The sequence below is a fragment of the Paracoccus shanxieyensis genome (genome assembly GCF_009711265.1).
Classification (GTDB): domain Bacteria; phylum Pseudomonadota; class Alphaproteobacteria; order Rhodobacterales; family Rhodobacteraceae; genus Paracoccus; species Paracoccus shanxieyensis.
The window spans coordinates 1-15,201 of record NZ_WMII01000040.1; the positions used below are offsets into that span (position 1 = coordinate 1).

A 15,201-nucleotide genomic window follows, 5' to 3' on the forward strand; every position below is an offset into this window, starting at 1 on the left:
CCGACCAGCCAGATGTTCTTGGTGGGCGTGTGCTGCAGATGCGTGAGCCAGCCAATCATTTCCTGGCCGAGCAACCCGTAGGTCGCGCGGAGATCGGGCTTGCCGGTGCGGTCGGACTGGGCCTGGGATTGGCCCTTGCACCACTGAAGGCAGATGCGGGAGGCGACGGAGATGCTGTCCACGAAGACCGTGTCGTACTTGTCGAGCTGGCCGGCGGGACCGAAGGCCGCGCAGACCCGCGCGAAGTGCCCGGGCCCATAGGACTGGTCGTCCCGCATGGCCGGGTTGGCGCCGCCGATCCAGGCGGCGAGATCGCGGGCGACCACCCAGTCGCGGATGCGGACCTCATCGCCGGGCCAGCCCTGAACGGCCAACTCGCCCGCCTCGAGGTTCAGGAAAAGTGTTCGCTGCGGATCGAGGGTCAGCAGCTGCGTGGTTTTGCCGATGCCAGAGGTGCCCGTGAGCACCCCCTTGATGCCGCGCGCCTCGCGCAGGCGTTCGTCGGCCGTGATGATGCGGAGCGGCCCGCCGCCGAAGGGGGCGCTCACTTGCCACCCTCAAGATCCCGCACAGCGGCCGAAATGGCGATGTCCGCGCCACAGGCGCCTTGGCGGCGCGCCATCTTCAGCACGTCGCCGAGCGCGCTGGTGCGGTGGCAGAGGCCGGATTGCTGGCGCGCCAAAGCGACAAGGGCGAACTCGAGGTCGTCCACAGTGGCGCGCTCGATCGGTACGGCCTGGTCGGGCCTGTCGAAGACAGCCGGGACGTCGATGTTGTCTGGAAGCATTTCCAGCCAGCGCAGCCGGCGCAGGCGTTCCAGAGGGGAAGTCGTGAACAAGGTGATGCTCCATGTGGTCGTCGGTTGCTGTCCAGGGATCGTCGGGAAGACTGCTGCCGGGCCTGACGCCGCCCTGGAGCTTGCGGTCGGAGTGTTTCCCCGCGTGGGGGTGTTGCATTCCTCCGAGGGCCCGGCATGAAACTTGGCAGGACCGGTTCATCACCGGCCCTGTTGTCACCTACCGGCGGGCCTCCAAGACTGTCGGGGCGGCGCCGAGATATGCCGCGAGATCAAGCGCCTCGGCGGCCTTCCGGACGGCGACGAGCCGGGCGTAGACGGTGCTGCGGTGGATCCCGAGGGCTTCAGCCACTTCCGTCGGCGACATGTCGATCAGCGCCAGCGCGAGGGTGCGGCAGGTCGGGGTCAGGCCAGCAAGGAGCCGCTGGACATCTCGCACCAGCCCGAACGCCTCGTCCGTTGCGCGTGTGACGGCGGCATGCGGCATCGCGCTGTCGGGCAGCGTTTCCGCGAGCGGCAGCATCTCGTCATCACCGCGCCCCCCGGCGGGACTGTCGAAGTCGATCCAAGCCCGCTCGGCCCGCAGCCGTTCGGTCGGCGCGGCCAGCGTGGCGATGCGGTTCGCCAGCACGCGGTCGGCGAAGGTGTCATACTGACCGCGAGCCGGGTCGAACTTCTCGTCCCGGCGATAGAGATGCAGCCGCAGATCCTGCTTGATGTCCTCCGCATCCATTCCGGGGACGGAGCCCGAGCGGGCCAGCCGTTCGGCGCGAATGGTGATGTTGCGGGAGACGCGCGAGCGCGCGTCGCAAATGGGGTGGAAACGCTCCATGAAGTTTCGCCTTCGTCCAGGTGGACGGGCACGCGGCCCGAGTGCCTGGCACCGGCGAAAATTCGTTGGAGGGCCTCGAAATCAGGGGACTGGAGAAGCAAAAACCCCACGAAACATAGCGGTTTCATGGGGTTGGGTGGGATGAAAAAAGTTCAGAAAGGATCAGTCGTCTTCGGCGAAATTTCGGTCGCGCTGGTCGGCGCGACCCTGACGCAGCGCACTTGCATCGACGAGGAAGCGTGCCGCGTAACAATCGTCCTCGGCCGTGAACGGATCGTCGTCGATCCCGAACTGCGCCCTTAGCGCGGCGGCGAGAATCTGGCGCTGCCGATCGTAGCCGCGCTCAAACTCCCCCAGGATAGCGACCACGTCGCGCGAAGGACGACGTCCCCTGATGGTGGAGATCGGAAAGGACCGAGGCAATGCCCCGCCAAGCGCGGCGCAAACAAGGAGCAGCCGCCACTGGCGGTTCGGCTTGCCGTTCCGCTCATCGCGCATACCGATCTGGTCCGGTTCAAGGCGCGCCGGAGCCTGCCCAAGATAGCTGACGTTGAGCACGGCCTCCTCGCGAAACGCGAAGCGCAGATCAGACCAGCGTGCATTCGCAGGCAGAGTCATTACCGGACGCTGGACGACGTCACTTGCGTCCGCCAGTGCCGCGATCTCGGGTGCGAAGAGATCGACAAGTGGCACGGCAGCGACGAATCCCTTACGCGGCGCGAGGGCGAAGTGGAGGCATTCGGCCCACGTCAGAACACGCCCTCGCCGGGCCGCAAGAAGGGCCGGAACGTCCGGGTCAATCGCGCCGAGCGATGTCACCAGCAGGACGAACGGCAGATTGCGACGATCGAGGTCGAGGACGTCTGCGCGGCCGAGCGGTGCGCGCGGGCTTGTGAGCGCAGCGAACACCGGAAAACTCCGGCCGGCGGCAATGGCATGATCGCCGATGTGCAGAAGGGCCGCCCCGCGCGCAAACGCGGCGGGCGCGACGAGACCAAGCGCCGTGGCAATGTCGGCGAATAGTCTGCGGCGGTCGAGTTCACGGATGCGGATATCGTCTGAATTGATGTCGAGGGTTTCGCAGAGTCGCCCCGGATCGCTGCAGACGGCACGGACCGAGCCGCCGGCATGTCGCACGACATGGCGCGGGCAATGTTCCCCTCCGGGCCAGGGACAGTCGATACGTTCTGCGTACTTGGAGGTCTCCGGAAGGTAGCGTTCGACCTGGGTCCAGCAATCCGTCAGGTCCACCTTCCAGTCGCGCGTGTCGGTCGCGTGACCGGGAACGCGCTCAATCGTCCTCCAGAACGCCATCGTCATCGTCCTCATCTCCGACGTTGGGGCGGCAAAATCCCTGATCCTTGAGCCAGCGGTCGATCAGATCGCTGTCGGCATCACGGTCATAGCGCGCGAGGCTCGGCGGGAGAATGGCAACCGTCCGCTCCTTGCCATCCCCATCGAACTTGACCTTGAAAACGGCCCGGTCGATGGAACCGCCCGCAAGGCGCCGCTCCCAATTGTCGTCCCAGGCCATGAAGAGGTCGTTCGCCTTGCGCACCTCCTTCTCCTTGGCCTTTCCGCCCCAGAAGCGTTCGATTTCGATCAGGCGCACCTTGACGATCTCGGAGACAGTGTCGTTGTCGAGCGATTTCTCGCCCTTCTCCAGCAGCGGATCAAGGGTGAAGCGGTTCGAGCGATCGAAGTACTCCTCGTCCCCGAAGATGACCCCGCCGAACGTCCGCAGGTAGAGCTCGGTCTCGCCTTTCGTCCCTGCATTGACGGCAAGTTCGTCAGACTCGCCGTCATAGATGACGACGTCGTGCTTCTGCGGTCGGTAGTAGGCGATCCCCGACCCGCCATCATCCTGATGTCGCCCCTCGCGCCGCATCGGCTCGCCATGCCGGACCATGAACCACGTCTTCGTCCCGCGCGGAAAAGCGAAAACCCGCGAGCCCTTGCCGCGGCGTTTGCGGTCGAACCACTCGTCCATCTGCTCCTGCATGATGGCGGTCTGTTCGCCAGTCGGGTCCGGAGCCGGTCGCGGCTTGCCGCTGTGCCCCGCGAAATAGATGAAACGCGAACGTGTGAATGCCACGGTCTCGGCATGCTGACGTCGCAGCAGATCAGGTTTCTGGAGCCAGATCTGCAGGGCGATGTCCGCATCGGATGGTTCCTCACCGGCCTCGATCGTGAGACCAGCCCGTCCTGCCGCCTCGATCAACTCCTCGGCGGTTTCCTTGGTCGCGGTCTCGTGCACGTAGAAAAGGGCGTCGACCATTTCGGGCGGCACGTTTTCGTCGGGCTTCATCAACACTGCAGCAAGATCGTCGTAGGGAAAATCCTCATCCGCTTCGACCGGAAGTTCAAAACCCCGCGCCGAAAAATATTCCGCCCACGTCGCGAAGAACTTCAGTAGGTGCTTCGGCGAAATGCTCTTGAGGCGATCAGGGTTGGTGAAGCTTCTCGGGTTGAATGACGCCATGCGCGCCGCGGCTCCAGGGTGAATCGGGGAAATTTCAGGCTATCGGCAGAGTTGTGAACGCACAAGTCCATGTTCCCGAAGTGTTCCGAACCGCACATCCGACAGTCAGGACAGCCAGCCGGTAGGTGAGGAGAGCATCTGGAGCTCTCCCATGACCACAATCCCCTTCGCGCGCCGCGCTGACATCCATCCATGCCCGCATGCGGCCCCGGCACGTGAGGGCTGCGCATGATCGATCCAGACGAACACGAACAGGCAGCTCTGCGCGCAGCCCTCCGCAACATGGCCGAACTCATGGCCGAGATCGGATGGACCACGCGGTTCGCCGATCTCACCGAGGCACAGGCGCTCGCACTCGCGACGGCCGCCGTCGATGGATTCCAGGAGGCGATGCAGACCAGCGCGCCCCGGCCCGATCCGGAGGTGCCGTTCTGATGGACGCCGGTTTCGACTTCAACCATCCGGAGAAGCCGCCCAGTTTCTCGGACGCCGTCAATGCCTGCATCGACACCGCCCTCGTGGCGGAACAGGCCGAACGCCCCCAACGCGACTATCTCGGAGGAAGCCGGCTGGGTGACATCTGCCAGCGCAGGCTGCAGTACGAATACCTGAAGACGCCGAAGGACCCGGGCGCCGGGTTCTCGGGCAAGTCCCTGCGGATCTTCGCGCTCGGGCACGTTCTCGAGGACCTGGCCATCGCCTGGCTGCGCAAGTCCGGGTTCGATCTTCGCACGCGCAATCGACATGGTGATCAATTCGGCTTTTCGGTCGTGGGCGGACGTGTGCAAGGCCATGCCGACGGGGTGGTCGTCGCGGCACCGAACGGCATGGCGGTTCCTGCGCTCTGGGAGTGCAAATCAGCGAACGCCAAGAACTGGCGTGAGATGGCGAAGCACGGCGTCGCAAAGGCGAAGCCGGTCTATGCCGCGCAGATCGCGCTCTACCAAGCCTATCTCGGCCTGACCGAGGCGCCCGCGCTCTTCACGGCGATCAACAAGGACACGTGCGAGATCTGGCACGAACTCGTGCCGTTCGATGCCGCACTCGCCCAGTCCGCCAGCGACAAGGCGGTGACGATCCTGCGCGCCTGTGATGCGGGCGAACTTCTTCCCCGCCACACGGCCGACCCCGACCACTTCGAATGCCGCTTCTGTGCATGGCGGGAACGGTGCTGGGCATGACGGTCCCATCCGACACCATCGCGCCCGACGACGTCGCGCCCGACGCCGAAATGATCGCGATCTATGCCGACGTGGTGTTCGGCTACTGCGACGGCTGGGTGCCGGTCCGTGCGCTCGCAGAGAAAGGCGCGGGCGATGGCCCGCCGCATGTGCCCTTCATCGAAGCGGACGCCACGCTAGCCGCGAAACTCGCGCTTCAGGCGACATGGGCGAGCGACGCTGGCATGGCCTTGTTCGTGGCGCCCGGCACAGTCGCGGCTCCCGGCGACGCGCGTGCGGAGAGCATCGTCCAGACGCAGGTGGTGCTGGTCGATCTCGACCATGGCGACATCGGCGCGAAGCGCGACCATCTTGTGCAGCACCTCGGTTGCCCGACACTCGAAGTCGCGTCCGGTGGTGTCACCGCCGACGGCCAGCGCAAGCTGCACCTCTACTGGCGTCTGACCGAGCCTGCCGAAGGCGACGACATCGCCACGGTCTGCCGCGCCCGGCACATGATCGCCGCGAAGGTCGGCGGTGATCCTTCCTTTCGGTCCGCACACCAGCCGATCCGCGTGGCGGGATCGATCCACGCCAAACAGGGCCTTCGGCGGCTGGTGCAGATCCTGAACCACGATCCTCGCGATCACGACCTTGGCGAGCTGCTCGAGGCGATCATCGCGATGCCGCCGCTCGAAGGCGAGAACGGGCTCGATTTCAACATGGCCGCCACCGAGCGTGGCAGCGTGACCGAGTTGTTCGGCCGCCAGGTCCGCGAAGGCGGCGTGGATGGCACCACCCGATTCGACGCGCTGTCGCGCGTGATCGGCTACTGGATCCGCCGTGCCCGCGAAGGCCACGTGCCGCGCGAACAAGCGTGGGAGGAAATCGTCTCCTACAACACGGCCCGCGTTGCCCCTCCCTGGCCGGAGGATCGGCTGCGCGAGGAAGCCGAGCGCCTCTGGAAACGCGACGCCGCCCGCAACGGCGAGATCGATGACGAGGATGACGGTCCCGATGGCGGCGGCCCTGCTGGCGGAGGGCATGATGGGCCGGTGCCAGTGCGCTTCACCGAGGATGCGCTCGCCGCAACCTTTGCCGCCCGACATGCCGAGACATGGCGCTACGTCGCGGGCTGGGGACAATGGCTGACCTGGTCGGGCAAGCTCTGGCGGCGCGAGGAGACGCTGCAGGCCTTCGATCTGGCCCGGATGATCTGCCGCGAGGCGGCGGCGCGCGCCGGGTCTGCGCGACTCAAGGCGAAGCTTTCCAGCGCCGCGACCGTCTCTGCTGTGGAGCGGCTTGCCCGTTCCGACCGCCGCCACGCAACCACGACGGAGCCGTGGGATCGCGATCCCTGGCTGTTGAACACGCCCGGTGGCGTGGTCGATTTGCGCAGCGGCGCCTCGCTGCTCCACGACCCCGGCCTCTTCATGACCCGTATTGCCGGGGCATCGGTCGCAGACGCCTGTCCGGTTTGGCTCGGGTTTCTCGAAACCGTCACGGGCGGGGACGGCGAACTGCAATCCTACCTGCAGCGCATGGCGGGCTACTGCCTGACGGGCGTGACCACCGAGCACGCGCTGTTCTTCCTCTACGGCACCGGCGCAAACGGGAAATCCGTTTTCGCCAACACCCTGACCGCCATCCTTGGCGACTACGCAACCGTCGCGCCGATGGACATGTTCATGGCCACGCAGGGTGATCGCCACCCGACCGACATGGCCGGGCTGCGCGGGGCGCGCATCGTCACGTCCATCGAAACGGAACAGGGCAGCCGCTGGGCCGAGAGCAAGCTGAAGGCGCTGACGGGGGGCGACAAGATCACGGCCCGCTTCATGCGGCAGGATTTCTTCGAGTTCATCCCGCAGTTCAAGCTGCTGATCGTCGGCAACCACAAGCCTTCAATCCGCAACGTCGATGAGGCGATGAAGCGTCGACTGCACATGGTGCCGTTCACCGTCACCATCCCGCCCGCGCGGCGCGACAAGCATCTGGCGGACAGGCTGCTGGCCGAACGCGACGGGATCCTCGCGTGGGCGCTCGAGGGCTGCATCGAATGGCAGCGGACGGGGCTGCGCCCGCCGCCCGCCGTGATGGCTGCGACTGAGGATTACTTCGAGGCCGAGGACGCCATCGGTCGCTGGATCGACGAGCGCTGCTCTGTCGGGTTGCACCTCAGCGCCAGCACCTCAGAGATGTTCGCCGACTGGAAGGCGTGGGCCGATGCGAACGGCGAGTTCGCAGGCTCGGTCAAGCGCTTCTCGGAAGCCCTGATCGTCCGGGGATTCGAGCGTCACAACACCCGCGCCGCGAAGGGATTCCGGGGCATCGCCCTCGACGACAGCAACTCTGACCTTTTCTCGGGAGAATAGGAAAATGCCAATGAATTCAGAGAGTGTGACGGATGTGACGGATCATACCTATAAGACCGTTACGCGCGCGCATGTGCGCGCCTATGGAGCGGATAGGGAACTATCCGTCACATCCGTCACACCCGTCACCAACCCTCCTGTGCGGATGGAGGACGGTGGCGGACTGCTCCCGTGCATCCTCGCGCTCGACCTCGGCACCTCGACCGGCTGGGCGATCCGCGGCCATGACGGCCTGATCACCAGCGGCACCGTCTCGCTCCGCCCGGGCCGCTTCGACGGCGGCGGCATGCGCTACCTGCGCTTCACCAACTGGCTGACCGAGATCGACCGGCTGTCGGGGCCCGTCGCCGCCATCTGGTTCGAGGAAGTCCGCCGCCACGCGGGCACCGACGCGAGCCACATCTACGGCGGGCTCATGGCCACGCTGACCGCATGGGCGGAACTGCGCGGCGTGCCCTACGAAGGCGTCCCGGTCGGCACGATCAAGCGCCACGCCTCGGGCAAGGGCAACGCCGACAAGGCCACGATGGTCGCCGCCGTCCGCGCCCGCGGCTTCAGCCCGGCCGACGACAACGAGGCCGACGCCATCGCGCTCCTGCTCTGGGCGATCGAGACGAACGGGGGTGTCGCATGAGATGGCATCCCCACGGTTACGGCGGCCGCCGCCGGGATCCCGAGCAGGTCAAGCGCGAGGGCTGGCACGAACAGGGCGTCCTCGCAGTCTCCGCCGATGACGACCGCCTCACCTGGCCCGAGCGTGAACTGGTCCGCCAGCTTGGCGAGAAGCTCTACGGCCCGCGCCCTTCCGACAGGGAGGCGCGCCATGGCTGATCGCGAATGGACCGCCGACTGCGTCGCCGATCATTTCGAGGAGGCGTTCCGCACCCTGCGCAAGCTGCCGCCGGTGAAGGCGCAGGGCTACTTCAACACCTGGCCCGACATCGTGCGGACCAGCCGCGAGATCGCGGCGATGGAACCCCAGCCGATGCGGGTCTGGCCCTCGGCCGCCGCGATCACCCGGCTCGAGCAGACCTTCGACTGGGTGCTCTGGATCGAGGAGGCGGAGCGCAAGCTCGTCTGGTCGCGCGCGGCCCGTGTGCCGTGGAAGCAGATCAGCGGCGAGCTCGGTTGCGACCGCACGACCGCCTGGCGTCGCTGGCAGCTGGCGCTGACCAAGATCGCTGCGCGCCTGAATGCGCAGTGACTCCAATGTGTTGCAACACTTTTTCCTTCGACACCTGCAACAGATCCATGCTATTCCGAAGGCAAGATGGGGAGAGTGCGCTGGAAGGCTCGCTATCCCTTTCGCGTTGACGGGGGCCTCCTGGACCCCGGTATCCAGCGAGGGTCCGGCCGGGGTCCAGCCCACGGCAGTTTCCGGTTCCTTCCGGGCGACATTCCTATGCTGGCGGGCGAAGCGCGGCGCATCGCCAGCGACAGGGCCGGATTTTTGGGAAGCCACCCCGGCCGGAAGCCACCACGTAACCTGAAATAACAACGCAATAACAGCGCCTTGGCTGGTGGATTCCGGGGTGGATACCCTGGACTCCGGAATCCAGCTGGAAGCCGGTGGACTCCACCGAACCGGGGTCCACCCCGCCATAATCGACAGGATTCCTCATGACCCTCGCCTTCGCCCCCGAGCGGATCGAGACCTGGCCGCTTGCGCGCCTGCAGCCCTACGCGAAGAACGCCAAGCTGCACGGTGCCGACCAGGTCGCCAGGCTCGCTGCCAGCATGGCCGAGTTCGGCTGGACCGTGCCCTGCCTTGTGGGCGAGGACGGCGAGTTGATCGCGGGCCACGGCCGGGTGCTTGCTGCAACGCAGCTGGGGCTGACCGAGGCGCCGGTGATCGTACTCGGGCATCTGACCGAGGCGCAGCGCCGGGCCTATCGCATCGCGGACAACAAGCTGACCGAACTCGGGTCATGGGACGAGGCGTTGCTCTCGGCCGAGCTGAACGAGCTGCTGGCCGAGGACTTCGATCTTTCGCTGGTCGGGTTTTCCGACGGGGAACTGGACAAGCTGCTGGCCTTCGTGCCGGAAGGCGATGGCGAGGATGCTGGCGCCGGGGGCTCCGTGCCGCCGGTGACCATCCCCGAACCGCCGCGCAACCCGGCGTCGCAGACGGGCGATCTGTGGATCCTCGGCGAGCATCGGCTTCTGTGCGGCGACAGCACCAGCCACGACGATGTGCGCCGTCTGATGAACGGCGAGCGGGCGGTGCTGTTCGCGACCGACCCGCCGTACTTGGTGGACTACGACGGCTCGAACCATCCGACCCGCAACAAGGACTGGAGTCAGAGCTACGGCGTCACCTGGGACGACAGCTCGCAGGGGGCCGATCTCTACGATGGCTTCATCGCGGCGGCCGTGGCGGAAGCCATCACCGAGGACGCCGCATGGTATTGCTGGCACGCCTCACGTCGTCAGGCGATGCTGGAAGCCTGCTGGGAAAAGGCCGGGGCCTTCGTCCACCAGCAGATCATCTGGGTGAAGGACCGCGGCGTCCTGACCCGCTCCCATTACCTCTGGAAGCACGAGCCCTGCTTCATGGGCTGGCGCCGCCCCAACCGCCCGCCGAAGGTGGCCGAGCAGACGCTGCCCTCGACCTGGGAAATGCCCAGCTTCGCCAAGGACGAGCGGCCCGACCATCCGACCCCGAAACCGCTCGACGCCTTCGGCATCCCGATGCGCCAGCATGTGGCGCGCGGCGGGCTTTGCTACGAGCCGTTCTCGGGCTCCGGCTCGCAGATCATGGCGGGCGAGGCCAATGGCCGCCGCGTCTTCGCGATGGAGATCAGCCCGGACTATGTCGATGTCGCCGTCGAACGCTGGCAGGCAGACACGGGGCGCGAGGCGATCCTCGATGGCGATGGCCGGAGCTTCGCAGCCGTAAGGGCCGAGCGGCTGGGCGAGGACACAAACACCGACGCTGCCGCCTGATGGCCGTCTATTACAACGATTCCGACCCCGCCGCCTGCGCCTGGCTGCGGGACCTCATCGCCGCCGGCCACCTTCCGGCTGGCGAGGTGGACGAACGATCCATTCTCGACGTGGAGCCGTCCGACCTGCGGGGTTTTACGCAATGCCATTTCTTCGCCGGGATCGGCGGCTGGCCCCATGCGCTGCGCCTTGCCGGCGTGGCCGAGGACCGGCCGGTCTGGACCGGATCGCCGCCCTGCCAGCCCTTCAGCCAGGCCGGGCAGCGCAAGGGACAGAACGATGACCGCCACCTCGCACCCGCATTCCTGCGCCTCGTTGCCGCCTGCCGTCCGGACCTCGTCTTCGGCGAGCAGGTCGCCAGCGCGGCGGTGCTCGGACCATCTGGCCGAACGGCTGCAACAGCGGCTGAGGGCACGGCTGACTGGGCGTGGTTCGACGCTCTGGCGACTGACCTGGAAGCGGCATCTTACGCCGTCGCGGCGGCCGATCTGCCGGCTGCGTGCATCGGCGCCCCGCATATCCGCCAGCGGCTGTTCTTCGGCGCCGTTTCCCTCGGGGCAGCTGCTGGCGGGCTGGGCCACGGCCTCGGCGCGAGATCACAAGGACGGCGCGGAATGTCCGGCGGTGCCGATCAACGCGCTGCTGGGGCGGCAGGTCTGGCTGGCGGGCTGGCCGACGCCGATGGCCGGATCGCCGGCCACGGAGAGCTACAACGCGGCCGGCAATACCGATGCCAGCCGCAGGACGGTGGCGCTGATCGACTGGTCGAATGCGCCGCCCCCACCGGGACCGGTGCGACGGACGGCATCTGGCGAGACCCTGACTGGCTCCGCTGCCGGGATGGGCGCTGGCGACCGGTTGAGCCCGGAACATTCCCGCTGGCTGATGGGATACCCGGCCGCATGGGGCTGCTCAGGGGCTACGGCAATGCGATCGTGCCGCCGCTCGCGGCGGAGTTCGTGACGGCCTTTCTGGAATGCCTGCCGGAGGGATTGCGATGCAGCAGAGCCGCCTGATGTCCTTGGCCGAATCCGTGACGAATGTCGTGATCGGCTATGTGCTGGCCATCGCCACGCAGATCGTCGTGTTCCCGTGGTTCGGGATCGAGACCGGCCTCGGTGAGCATCTGACCATCGGCCTTGCGTTCGTCGGCATCTCTCTGGCACGTGGGTTCCTGCTGCGGCGTCTGTTCGAGGCGATCCGGATGCGGAGCGCCAGATGAGCAACCGCCGACCCCGAGGGACGGCGGTCGTTTTCTCGTCGGGTCCGCGTGCGTCAAGCGGCGGGCAACTTGTAGACCCGTCCGCGCCCCTCGACCTTCTCGGAGGTGACTTCGAGCCCCAGCTTTTTCTTCAGCGCCCCGGCCATCGCGCCCCTCGTCGTGTGAGGCCTCCACTGCAGGGCGGCGGAAATCTCGTCGATGGTCGCACCTTCCGGCGCGCGCAGCATGGCGATCAGGGCGGCCTGTTTGGTGCCCTCGCGCGACGTGCGCGCCTTGGGAGCCGCCTCCGGTTCGGTCGGGGTGTCCAGCGCAGGTTCCTCGGTCGGCGCGCCCAATGCGCCCGCAGGCGCGGTGCGCGCGTCCTCGGGCTCGATGCCGATGGCGGCGAGACCCGCGCCCGTGGCGACCAGCGTGACGCCATGGCCGTCGCCGGTCTCACGCCAGACGGGTTCGCCGTTGCGCATGTTCGCATCGACCTCTTCGAGAAAGCCCTTGGCGATCATCGCGCCGACCACCTTGGCAGCGGCACCGCCGCGCAGGCTCTCGGGCAGCGGCAGTGCGATGCGGTCCTCGCGCTGTGCGGCGGCGCTGAGGATGATGGCTTGGGTGTCAGAAAGCTTGGTCATGGGATCGTCTCCGTATTCGGGCCCGCGTCATGCGGCGCCTCCTACGACCCCGAGCCGCGCAGGGCGCGCGGCGGGAGTTCCGGCAGTGCCGGAGATCAGCGGGCGTGCTCGCCCTCGCCGAAGGCGCTGTCGGTGATGCGCTTCAGGAGGCTGGCGTAGTGTTCGAGGGTGCCGACATGGCCCCAGTTGATCTCGTCGGGGTGGGCGTTGAAGTGGTCGTCGCTCAGCGTCTGCAGCCGGGCGAGCATCTCGTCGATCTCGGCCTTCTTGCCGATGAAGGCCGCGAGCGCGGCTTCCTTATTCCGGCGCGCCTTCTCGGCGCGGAGTTCGTGGCGCGGGGTGGTGATCGGGTTCAGGCGCGTGGTCATCGTGATGGCTCCTTGGTGAGTTGCATCGTCCTTCTGAACGGACGTTCGCTCCGGTCGCGCTGCTTATCAACTCGATAAGAACATGATTTCGATAGATAATCGGAGCCGTCGATGCAGGGCATGAGCGAGCGCCAGTACGCCGCGCATGTCGGGCTGTCGCGTGGCGCGATCCAGAAGGCCAAGGTCGCGGAGCGGCTGGTCCTCTATCCCGACGGCAGCATCAACGCGGCCGCCAGCGATGCGCGGCGTGCCGAGGCGACCGACCCGTCAAAGACCCGCAAGCCGCCCGCGCCGAAGCTCAAGCCGGTGCCCGAGGCCGCCGTGGCCGCTGTTGGCGACACGCTCCGCGAACAGGGTCTGGCGGTTCCCGCAGTCGGCGGCGGCACGACCTTCCTGCAGGCCAAGACCGCGAACGAGGTGCTGAAGGCGCAGGAGCGGCGCATCCGGCTCCAGAAGCTGAAGGGCGAATTGATCGAGCGGGCCCGCGCGCTGGCGCTGGTGTTCCGGCTGGCGCGGGAGGAACGGGACGCGTGGGTGAACTGGCCCGCGCGCGCGGCGGCGCTGATGGCGGCCGAGCTCTCGGGCTCATCCCGCGACGCGACGGGTCAGCAGATCACCGTGGAGCCAGCCGCGATGCAGAAGGTCCTGGAGAAACATGTACGCGCCCACCTCGACGAACTCGCCGAGGTCCGGCCAGACTTCCGGTGAGAGCGGCGATGGCCTGACGGACTTCGACGGCGCGGGCGAGATCCTGCGCGCCTGGGGCAACGGGCTGCGGCCCGACCCGGACCTGACCGTCTCGGAATGGGCGGACCGGCACCGCATGCTCTCGGGCCGCGCCTCGGCCGAGCCCGGGCGGTATCGCACGGTTCGCACGCCATACATGCGCGAGATCATGGACCGGCTGAGCCCCGGCGATCCCACGCAGCGGGTTGTGTTCATGAAGGCCGCACAGGTCGGCGCGACCGAGGCGGGGAACAACTGGATCGGGTTCGCGATCCACCAGGCGCCGGGACCGATGCTGGCGGTCCAGCCGACGGTGGAATTGGCGAAACGCAACTCGCGCCAGCGGATCGATCCGCTGATCGACGAAAGTCCGGAGCTGCGGGAGCGGGTCAAACCGGCCCGGTCCCGCGACGCGGGCAACACGATGCTGTCGAAGGAGTTCGCCGGCGGCATCCTGATCATGACGGGCGCGAACTCGGCGGTCGGGCTGCGCTCGACCCCGGCGCGCTACATCTTCCTCGACGAGGTCGATGCCTATCCCGCCTCGGCCGACGAGGAAGGCGATCCGGTCACGCTGGCGGAAGCGCGGTCGCTGACCTTCGCCCACCGGCGCAAGGTGTTCCTGGTTTCGACCCCGACGATCCGGGGGCTGTCGCGCATCGAACGCGAGTACGAGGAGTCCGACCAGCGGCGGTTCTTCGTGCCGTGTCCGCATTGCGGCGCGATGCAATGGCTGAAGTTCGACCGGCTGCGCTGGCAGAAGAGCCGGCCGGAGACGGCGGAATATCACTGCGAGGGCTGCGACGCGGCAATCGCGGAGCACCACAAGACGGCGATGCTGGAGGGCGGCGAATGGCGGGCAACCGCCACGGCCGCCGATCCGACAACGGTCGGGTATCACCTCTCGGCGCTCTACTCGCCGATCGGCTGGCTGAGCTGGGAGCGGATCGTGCGGGCATGGGACGCGGCCCAAGGGTCGGACGAGGCGATCAAGGCGTTCCGCAACACGATCCTTGGCGAGACATGGGTCGAAACCGGGGAAGCTCCTGACTGGCAAAGACTCTACGACCGGCGCGAGCGCTGGAAATCCGGCGCCGTGCCTGCGGGCGGGCTGTTCCTGACCGCCGGCGCCGACGTGCAGAAGGACCGGATCGAAGTTGATGTCTGGGCTTGGGGTCGTGGTCTGGAAAGCTGGCTGGTCGATCACGTGGTGATCGAAGGCGGGCCGGACCGGCATGACGCGTGGTCGGAACTGACCGCGCTGCTGGACAGGTCCTGGCCGCATGAACGCGGCGCGCATCTGCATATCGCGCGGCTCGCCATCGATACCGGCTACGAGGCCCCGGCGGTCTATTCCTGGTCGCGGGCGCAGGGGTTTGGGCAGGTGTCGCCGGTGAAGGGCGTCGAGGGGTTCAACCGCTCGAGCCCGGTGTCGGGCCCGACCTTCGTCGACGCGACCGAGGGCGGCAAACGCCTGCGGCGCGGGGCGCGGCTCTGGACCGTGGCGGTCTCGACCTTCAAGGCCGAAACCTACCGCTTCCTGCGGCTGGTGGACCTGTCGCGGTTTGGTGCCGCTCCTTTGATCACGTAATGTGCAGCAAAGGAGATGAACCATGGGCACAGGCAGGACGGATGAATTTCGCAGGGATGCGGTGCGTATCGCGCTGA

Annotated in this window: 17 protein-coding genes and 1 pseudogene; 11 read left to right on the forward strand and 7 right to left on the reverse strand. The window is 67.1% G+C overall.

What is annotated here, in order from left to right; all coding sequences use genetic code 11:
* The 5 genes from GL284_RS20235 to GL284_RS20255 all read right to left on the reverse strand — a co-directional run.
* The coding region (locus GL284_RS20235; RefSeq protein ID WP_341870521.1) for an ATP-binding protein at nt 1-548 on the reverse strand (548 nt) is incomplete at its 3' end.
* On the reverse strand, nt 545-838 hold the full coding sequence (locus tag GL284_RS20240) for a hypothetical protein (RefSeq protein ID WP_155046240.1): 294 nt from the start codon (nt 836-838) through the stop codon (nt 545-547). The genes GL284_RS20240 and GL284_RS20235, both read right to left, overlap by 4 nt.
* A gap of 178 nt (nt 839-1,016) precedes the next feature.
* Nucleotides 1,017-1,628 (reverse strand): sigma-70 family RNA polymerase sigma factor, encoded by a 612-nt coding sequence (locus GL284_RS20245; RefSeq protein WP_155046241.1) that lies wholly within the window; start codon nt 1,626-1,628, stop codon nt 1,017-1,019.
* A 162-nt stretch (nt 1,629-1,790) separates the two neighbouring features.
* Complete coding sequence (locus tag GL284_RS20250) at nt 1,791-2,948, reverse strand: hypothetical protein (protein ID WP_155046242.1); 1,158 nt, start codon at nt 2,946-2,948, stop codon at nt 1,791-1,793.
* Nucleotides 2,920-4,110: a hypothetical protein gene (locus GL284_RS20255; RefSeq protein WP_155046243.1), complete on the reverse strand. Its 1,191-nt coding sequence runs from the start codon at nt 4,108-4,110 to the stop codon at nt 2,920-2,922. Before GL284_RS20255 ends, GL284_RS20250 begins: the two co-directional genes overlap by 29 nt.
* A gap of 228 nt (nt 4,111-4,338) precedes the next feature.
* Here GL284_RS20255 and GL284_RS20260 point away from each other — a divergent pair, with 228 nt between their 5' ends.
* The 9 genes from GL284_RS20260 (at nt 4,339) to GL284_RS20300 (ending at nt 11,813) form a co-directional block, all read left to right on the forward strand.
* Complete coding sequence (locus GL284_RS20260) at nt 4,339-4,545, forward strand: DUF6511 domain-containing protein (RefSeq protein ID WP_155046244.1); 207 nt, start codon at nt 4,339-4,341, stop codon at nt 4,543-4,545.
* Nucleotides 4,545-5,291, forward strand: coding sequence for a hypothetical protein (locus GL284_RS20265; protein WP_155046245.1), 747 nt, complete (start codon nt 4,545-4,547; stop codon nt 5,289-5,291). The genes GL284_RS20260 and GL284_RS20265 overlap by 1 nt, the downstream gene beginning before the upstream one ends.
* Nucleotides 5,288-7,645 carry a phage/plasmid primase, P4 family gene (locus GL284_RS20270; protein WP_230383218.1) on the forward strand — a complete coding sequence of 786 codons (2,358 nt, stop codon included), beginning with the start codon at nt 5,288-5,290 and terminating at the stop codon, nt 7,643-7,645. Before GL284_RS20265 ends, GL284_RS20270 begins: the two co-directional genes overlap by 4 nt.
* Before the next feature lie 10 nt (nt 7,646-7,655).
* Nucleotides 7,656-8,279, forward strand: coding sequence for a crossover junction endodeoxyribonuclease RuvC (locus GL284_RS20275; protein ID WP_425274252.1), 624 nt, complete (start codon nt 7,656-7,658; stop codon nt 8,277-8,279).
* Complete coding sequence (locus GL284_RS20280; RefSeq protein ID WP_018303645.1) at nt 8,276-8,476, forward strand: hypothetical protein; 201 nt, start codon at nt 8,276-8,278, stop codon at nt 8,474-8,476. The genes GL284_RS20275 and GL284_RS20280 overlap by 4 nt, the downstream gene beginning before the upstream one ends.
* Complete coding sequence (locus tag GL284_RS20285) at nt 8,469-8,849, forward strand: DUF6362 family protein (RefSeq protein WP_018303644.1); 381 nt, start codon at nt 8,469-8,471, stop codon at nt 8,847-8,849. The genes GL284_RS20280 and GL284_RS20285 overlap by 8 nt, the downstream gene beginning before the upstream one ends.
* A gap of 416 nt (nt 8,850-9,265) precedes the next feature.
* Entirely contained in the window at nt 9,266-10,591 is a 1,326-nt protein-coding gene (locus GL284_RS20290) for a site-specific DNA-methyltransferase (RefSeq protein ID WP_155046246.1), read from the forward strand.
* A complete protein-coding gene (locus GL284_RS20295) occupies nt 10,591-11,607 on the forward strand; it encodes a DNA cytosine methyltransferase (protein ID WP_155046247.1) in 1,017 nt (338 codons plus the stop codon). Before GL284_RS20290 ends, GL284_RS20295 begins: the two co-directional genes overlap by 1 nt.
* Nucleotides 11,589-11,813, forward strand: coding sequence for a DUF7220 family protein (locus tag GL284_RS20300; RefSeq protein ID WP_089412756.1), 225 nt, complete (start codon nt 11,589-11,591; stop codon nt 11,811-11,813). Before GL284_RS20295 ends, GL284_RS20300 begins: the two co-directional genes overlap by 19 nt.
* A 53-nt stretch (nt 11,814-11,866) precedes the next feature.
* Here GL284_RS20300 and GL284_RS20305 read toward each other — a convergent pair whose 3' ends face one another.
* Together GL284_RS20305 and GL284_RS20310 are read right to left on the reverse strand one after the other, a co-directional pair.
* A complete protein-coding gene (locus GL284_RS20305) occupies nt 11,867-12,439 on the reverse strand; it encodes a DUF3489 domain-containing protein (protein WP_155046248.1) in 573 nt (190 codons plus the stop codon).
* Between the two features lie 95 nt (nt 12,440-12,534).
* Nucleotides 12,535-12,807: a hypothetical protein gene (locus GL284_RS20310; RefSeq protein ID WP_028720222.1), complete on the reverse strand. Its 273-nt coding sequence runs from the start codon at nt 12,805-12,807 to the stop codon at nt 12,535-12,537.
* Between the two features lie 111 nt (nt 12,808-12,918).
* Here GL284_RS20310 and GL284_RS20315 point away from each other — a divergent pair, with 111 nt between their 5' ends.
* The gene (locus tag GL284_RS20315) at nt 12,919-13,515 is read left to right on the forward strand and encodes a hypothetical protein (protein WP_155046249.1); all 597 of its coding nucleotides are present in this window, start codon (nt 12,919-12,921) and stop codon (nt 13,513-13,515) included.
* Nucleotides 13,463-15,082 (forward strand): annotated as a pseudogene (locus GL284_RS20320) (phage terminase large subunit family protein); the annotation flags it as partial. The gene GL284_RS20315 and the pseudogene GL284_RS20320, both read left to right, overlap by 53 nt.
* Between the last annotated feature and the right edge of the window lie 119 nt (nt 15,083-15,201).

Excerpts from the sequence above, each read along its gene's own strand:
- GL284_RS20245 (WP_155046241.1), bottom strand. The coding sequence starts at position 1,628 with ATGGAGCGTTTCCACCCCATTTGCGACGCGCGCTCGCGCGTCTCCCGC.
- GL284_RS20250 (WP_155046242.1), bottom strand. The coding sequence starts at position 2,948 with ATGACGATGGCGTTCTGGAGGACGATTGAGCGCGTTCCCGGTCACGCG.
- GL284_RS20255 (WP_155046243.1), bottom strand. The coding sequence starts at position 4,110 with ATGGCGTCATTCAACCCGAGAAGCTTCACCAACCCTGATCGCCTCAAG.
- GL284_RS20260 (WP_155046244.1), top strand. The coding sequence starts at position 4,339 with ATGATCGATCCAGACGAACACGAACAGGCAGCTCTGCGCGCAGCCCTC.
- GL284_RS20265 (WP_155046245.1), top strand. The coding sequence starts at position 4,545 with ATGGACGCCGGTTTCGACTTCAACCATCCGGAGAAGCCGCCCAGTTTC.
- GL284_RS20270 (WP_230383218.1), top strand. The coding sequence starts at position 5,288 with ATGACGGTCCCATCCGACACCATCGCGCCCGACGACGTCGCGCCCGAC.
- GL284_RS20275 (WP_425274252.1), top strand. The coding sequence starts at position 7,656 with ATGAATTCAGAGAGTGTGACGGATGTGACGGATCATACCTATAAGACC.
- GL284_RS20280 (WP_018303645.1), top strand. The coding sequence starts at position 8,276 with ATGAGATGGCATCCCCACGGTTACGGCGGCCGCCGCCGGGATCCCGAG.
- GL284_RS20285 (WP_018303644.1), top strand. The coding sequence starts at position 8,469 with ATGGCTGATCGCGAATGGACCGCCGACTGCGTCGCCGATCATTTCGAG.
- GL284_RS20290 (WP_155046246.1), top strand. The coding sequence starts at position 9,266 with ATGACCCTCGCCTTCGCCCCCGAGCGGATCGAGACCTGGCCGCTTGCG.
- GL284_RS20295 (WP_155046247.1), top strand. The coding sequence starts at position 10,591 with ATGGCCGTCTATTACAACGATTCCGACCCCGCCGCCTGCGCCTGGCTG.
- GL284_RS20300 (WP_089412756.1), top strand. The coding sequence starts at position 11,589 with ATGCAGCAGAGCCGCCTGATGTCCTTGGCCGAATCCGTGACGAATGTC.
- GL284_RS20305 (WP_155046248.1), bottom strand. The coding sequence starts at position 12,439 with ATGACCAAGCTTTCTGACACCCAAGCCATCATCCTCAGCGCCGCCGCA.
- GL284_RS20310 (WP_028720222.1), bottom strand. The coding sequence starts at position 12,807 with ATGACCACGCGCCTGAACCCGATCACCACCCCGCGCCACGAACTCCGC.
- GL284_RS20315 (WP_155046249.1), top strand. The coding sequence starts at position 12,919 with ATGCAGGGCATGAGCGAGCGCCAGTACGCCGCGCATGTCGGGCTGTCG.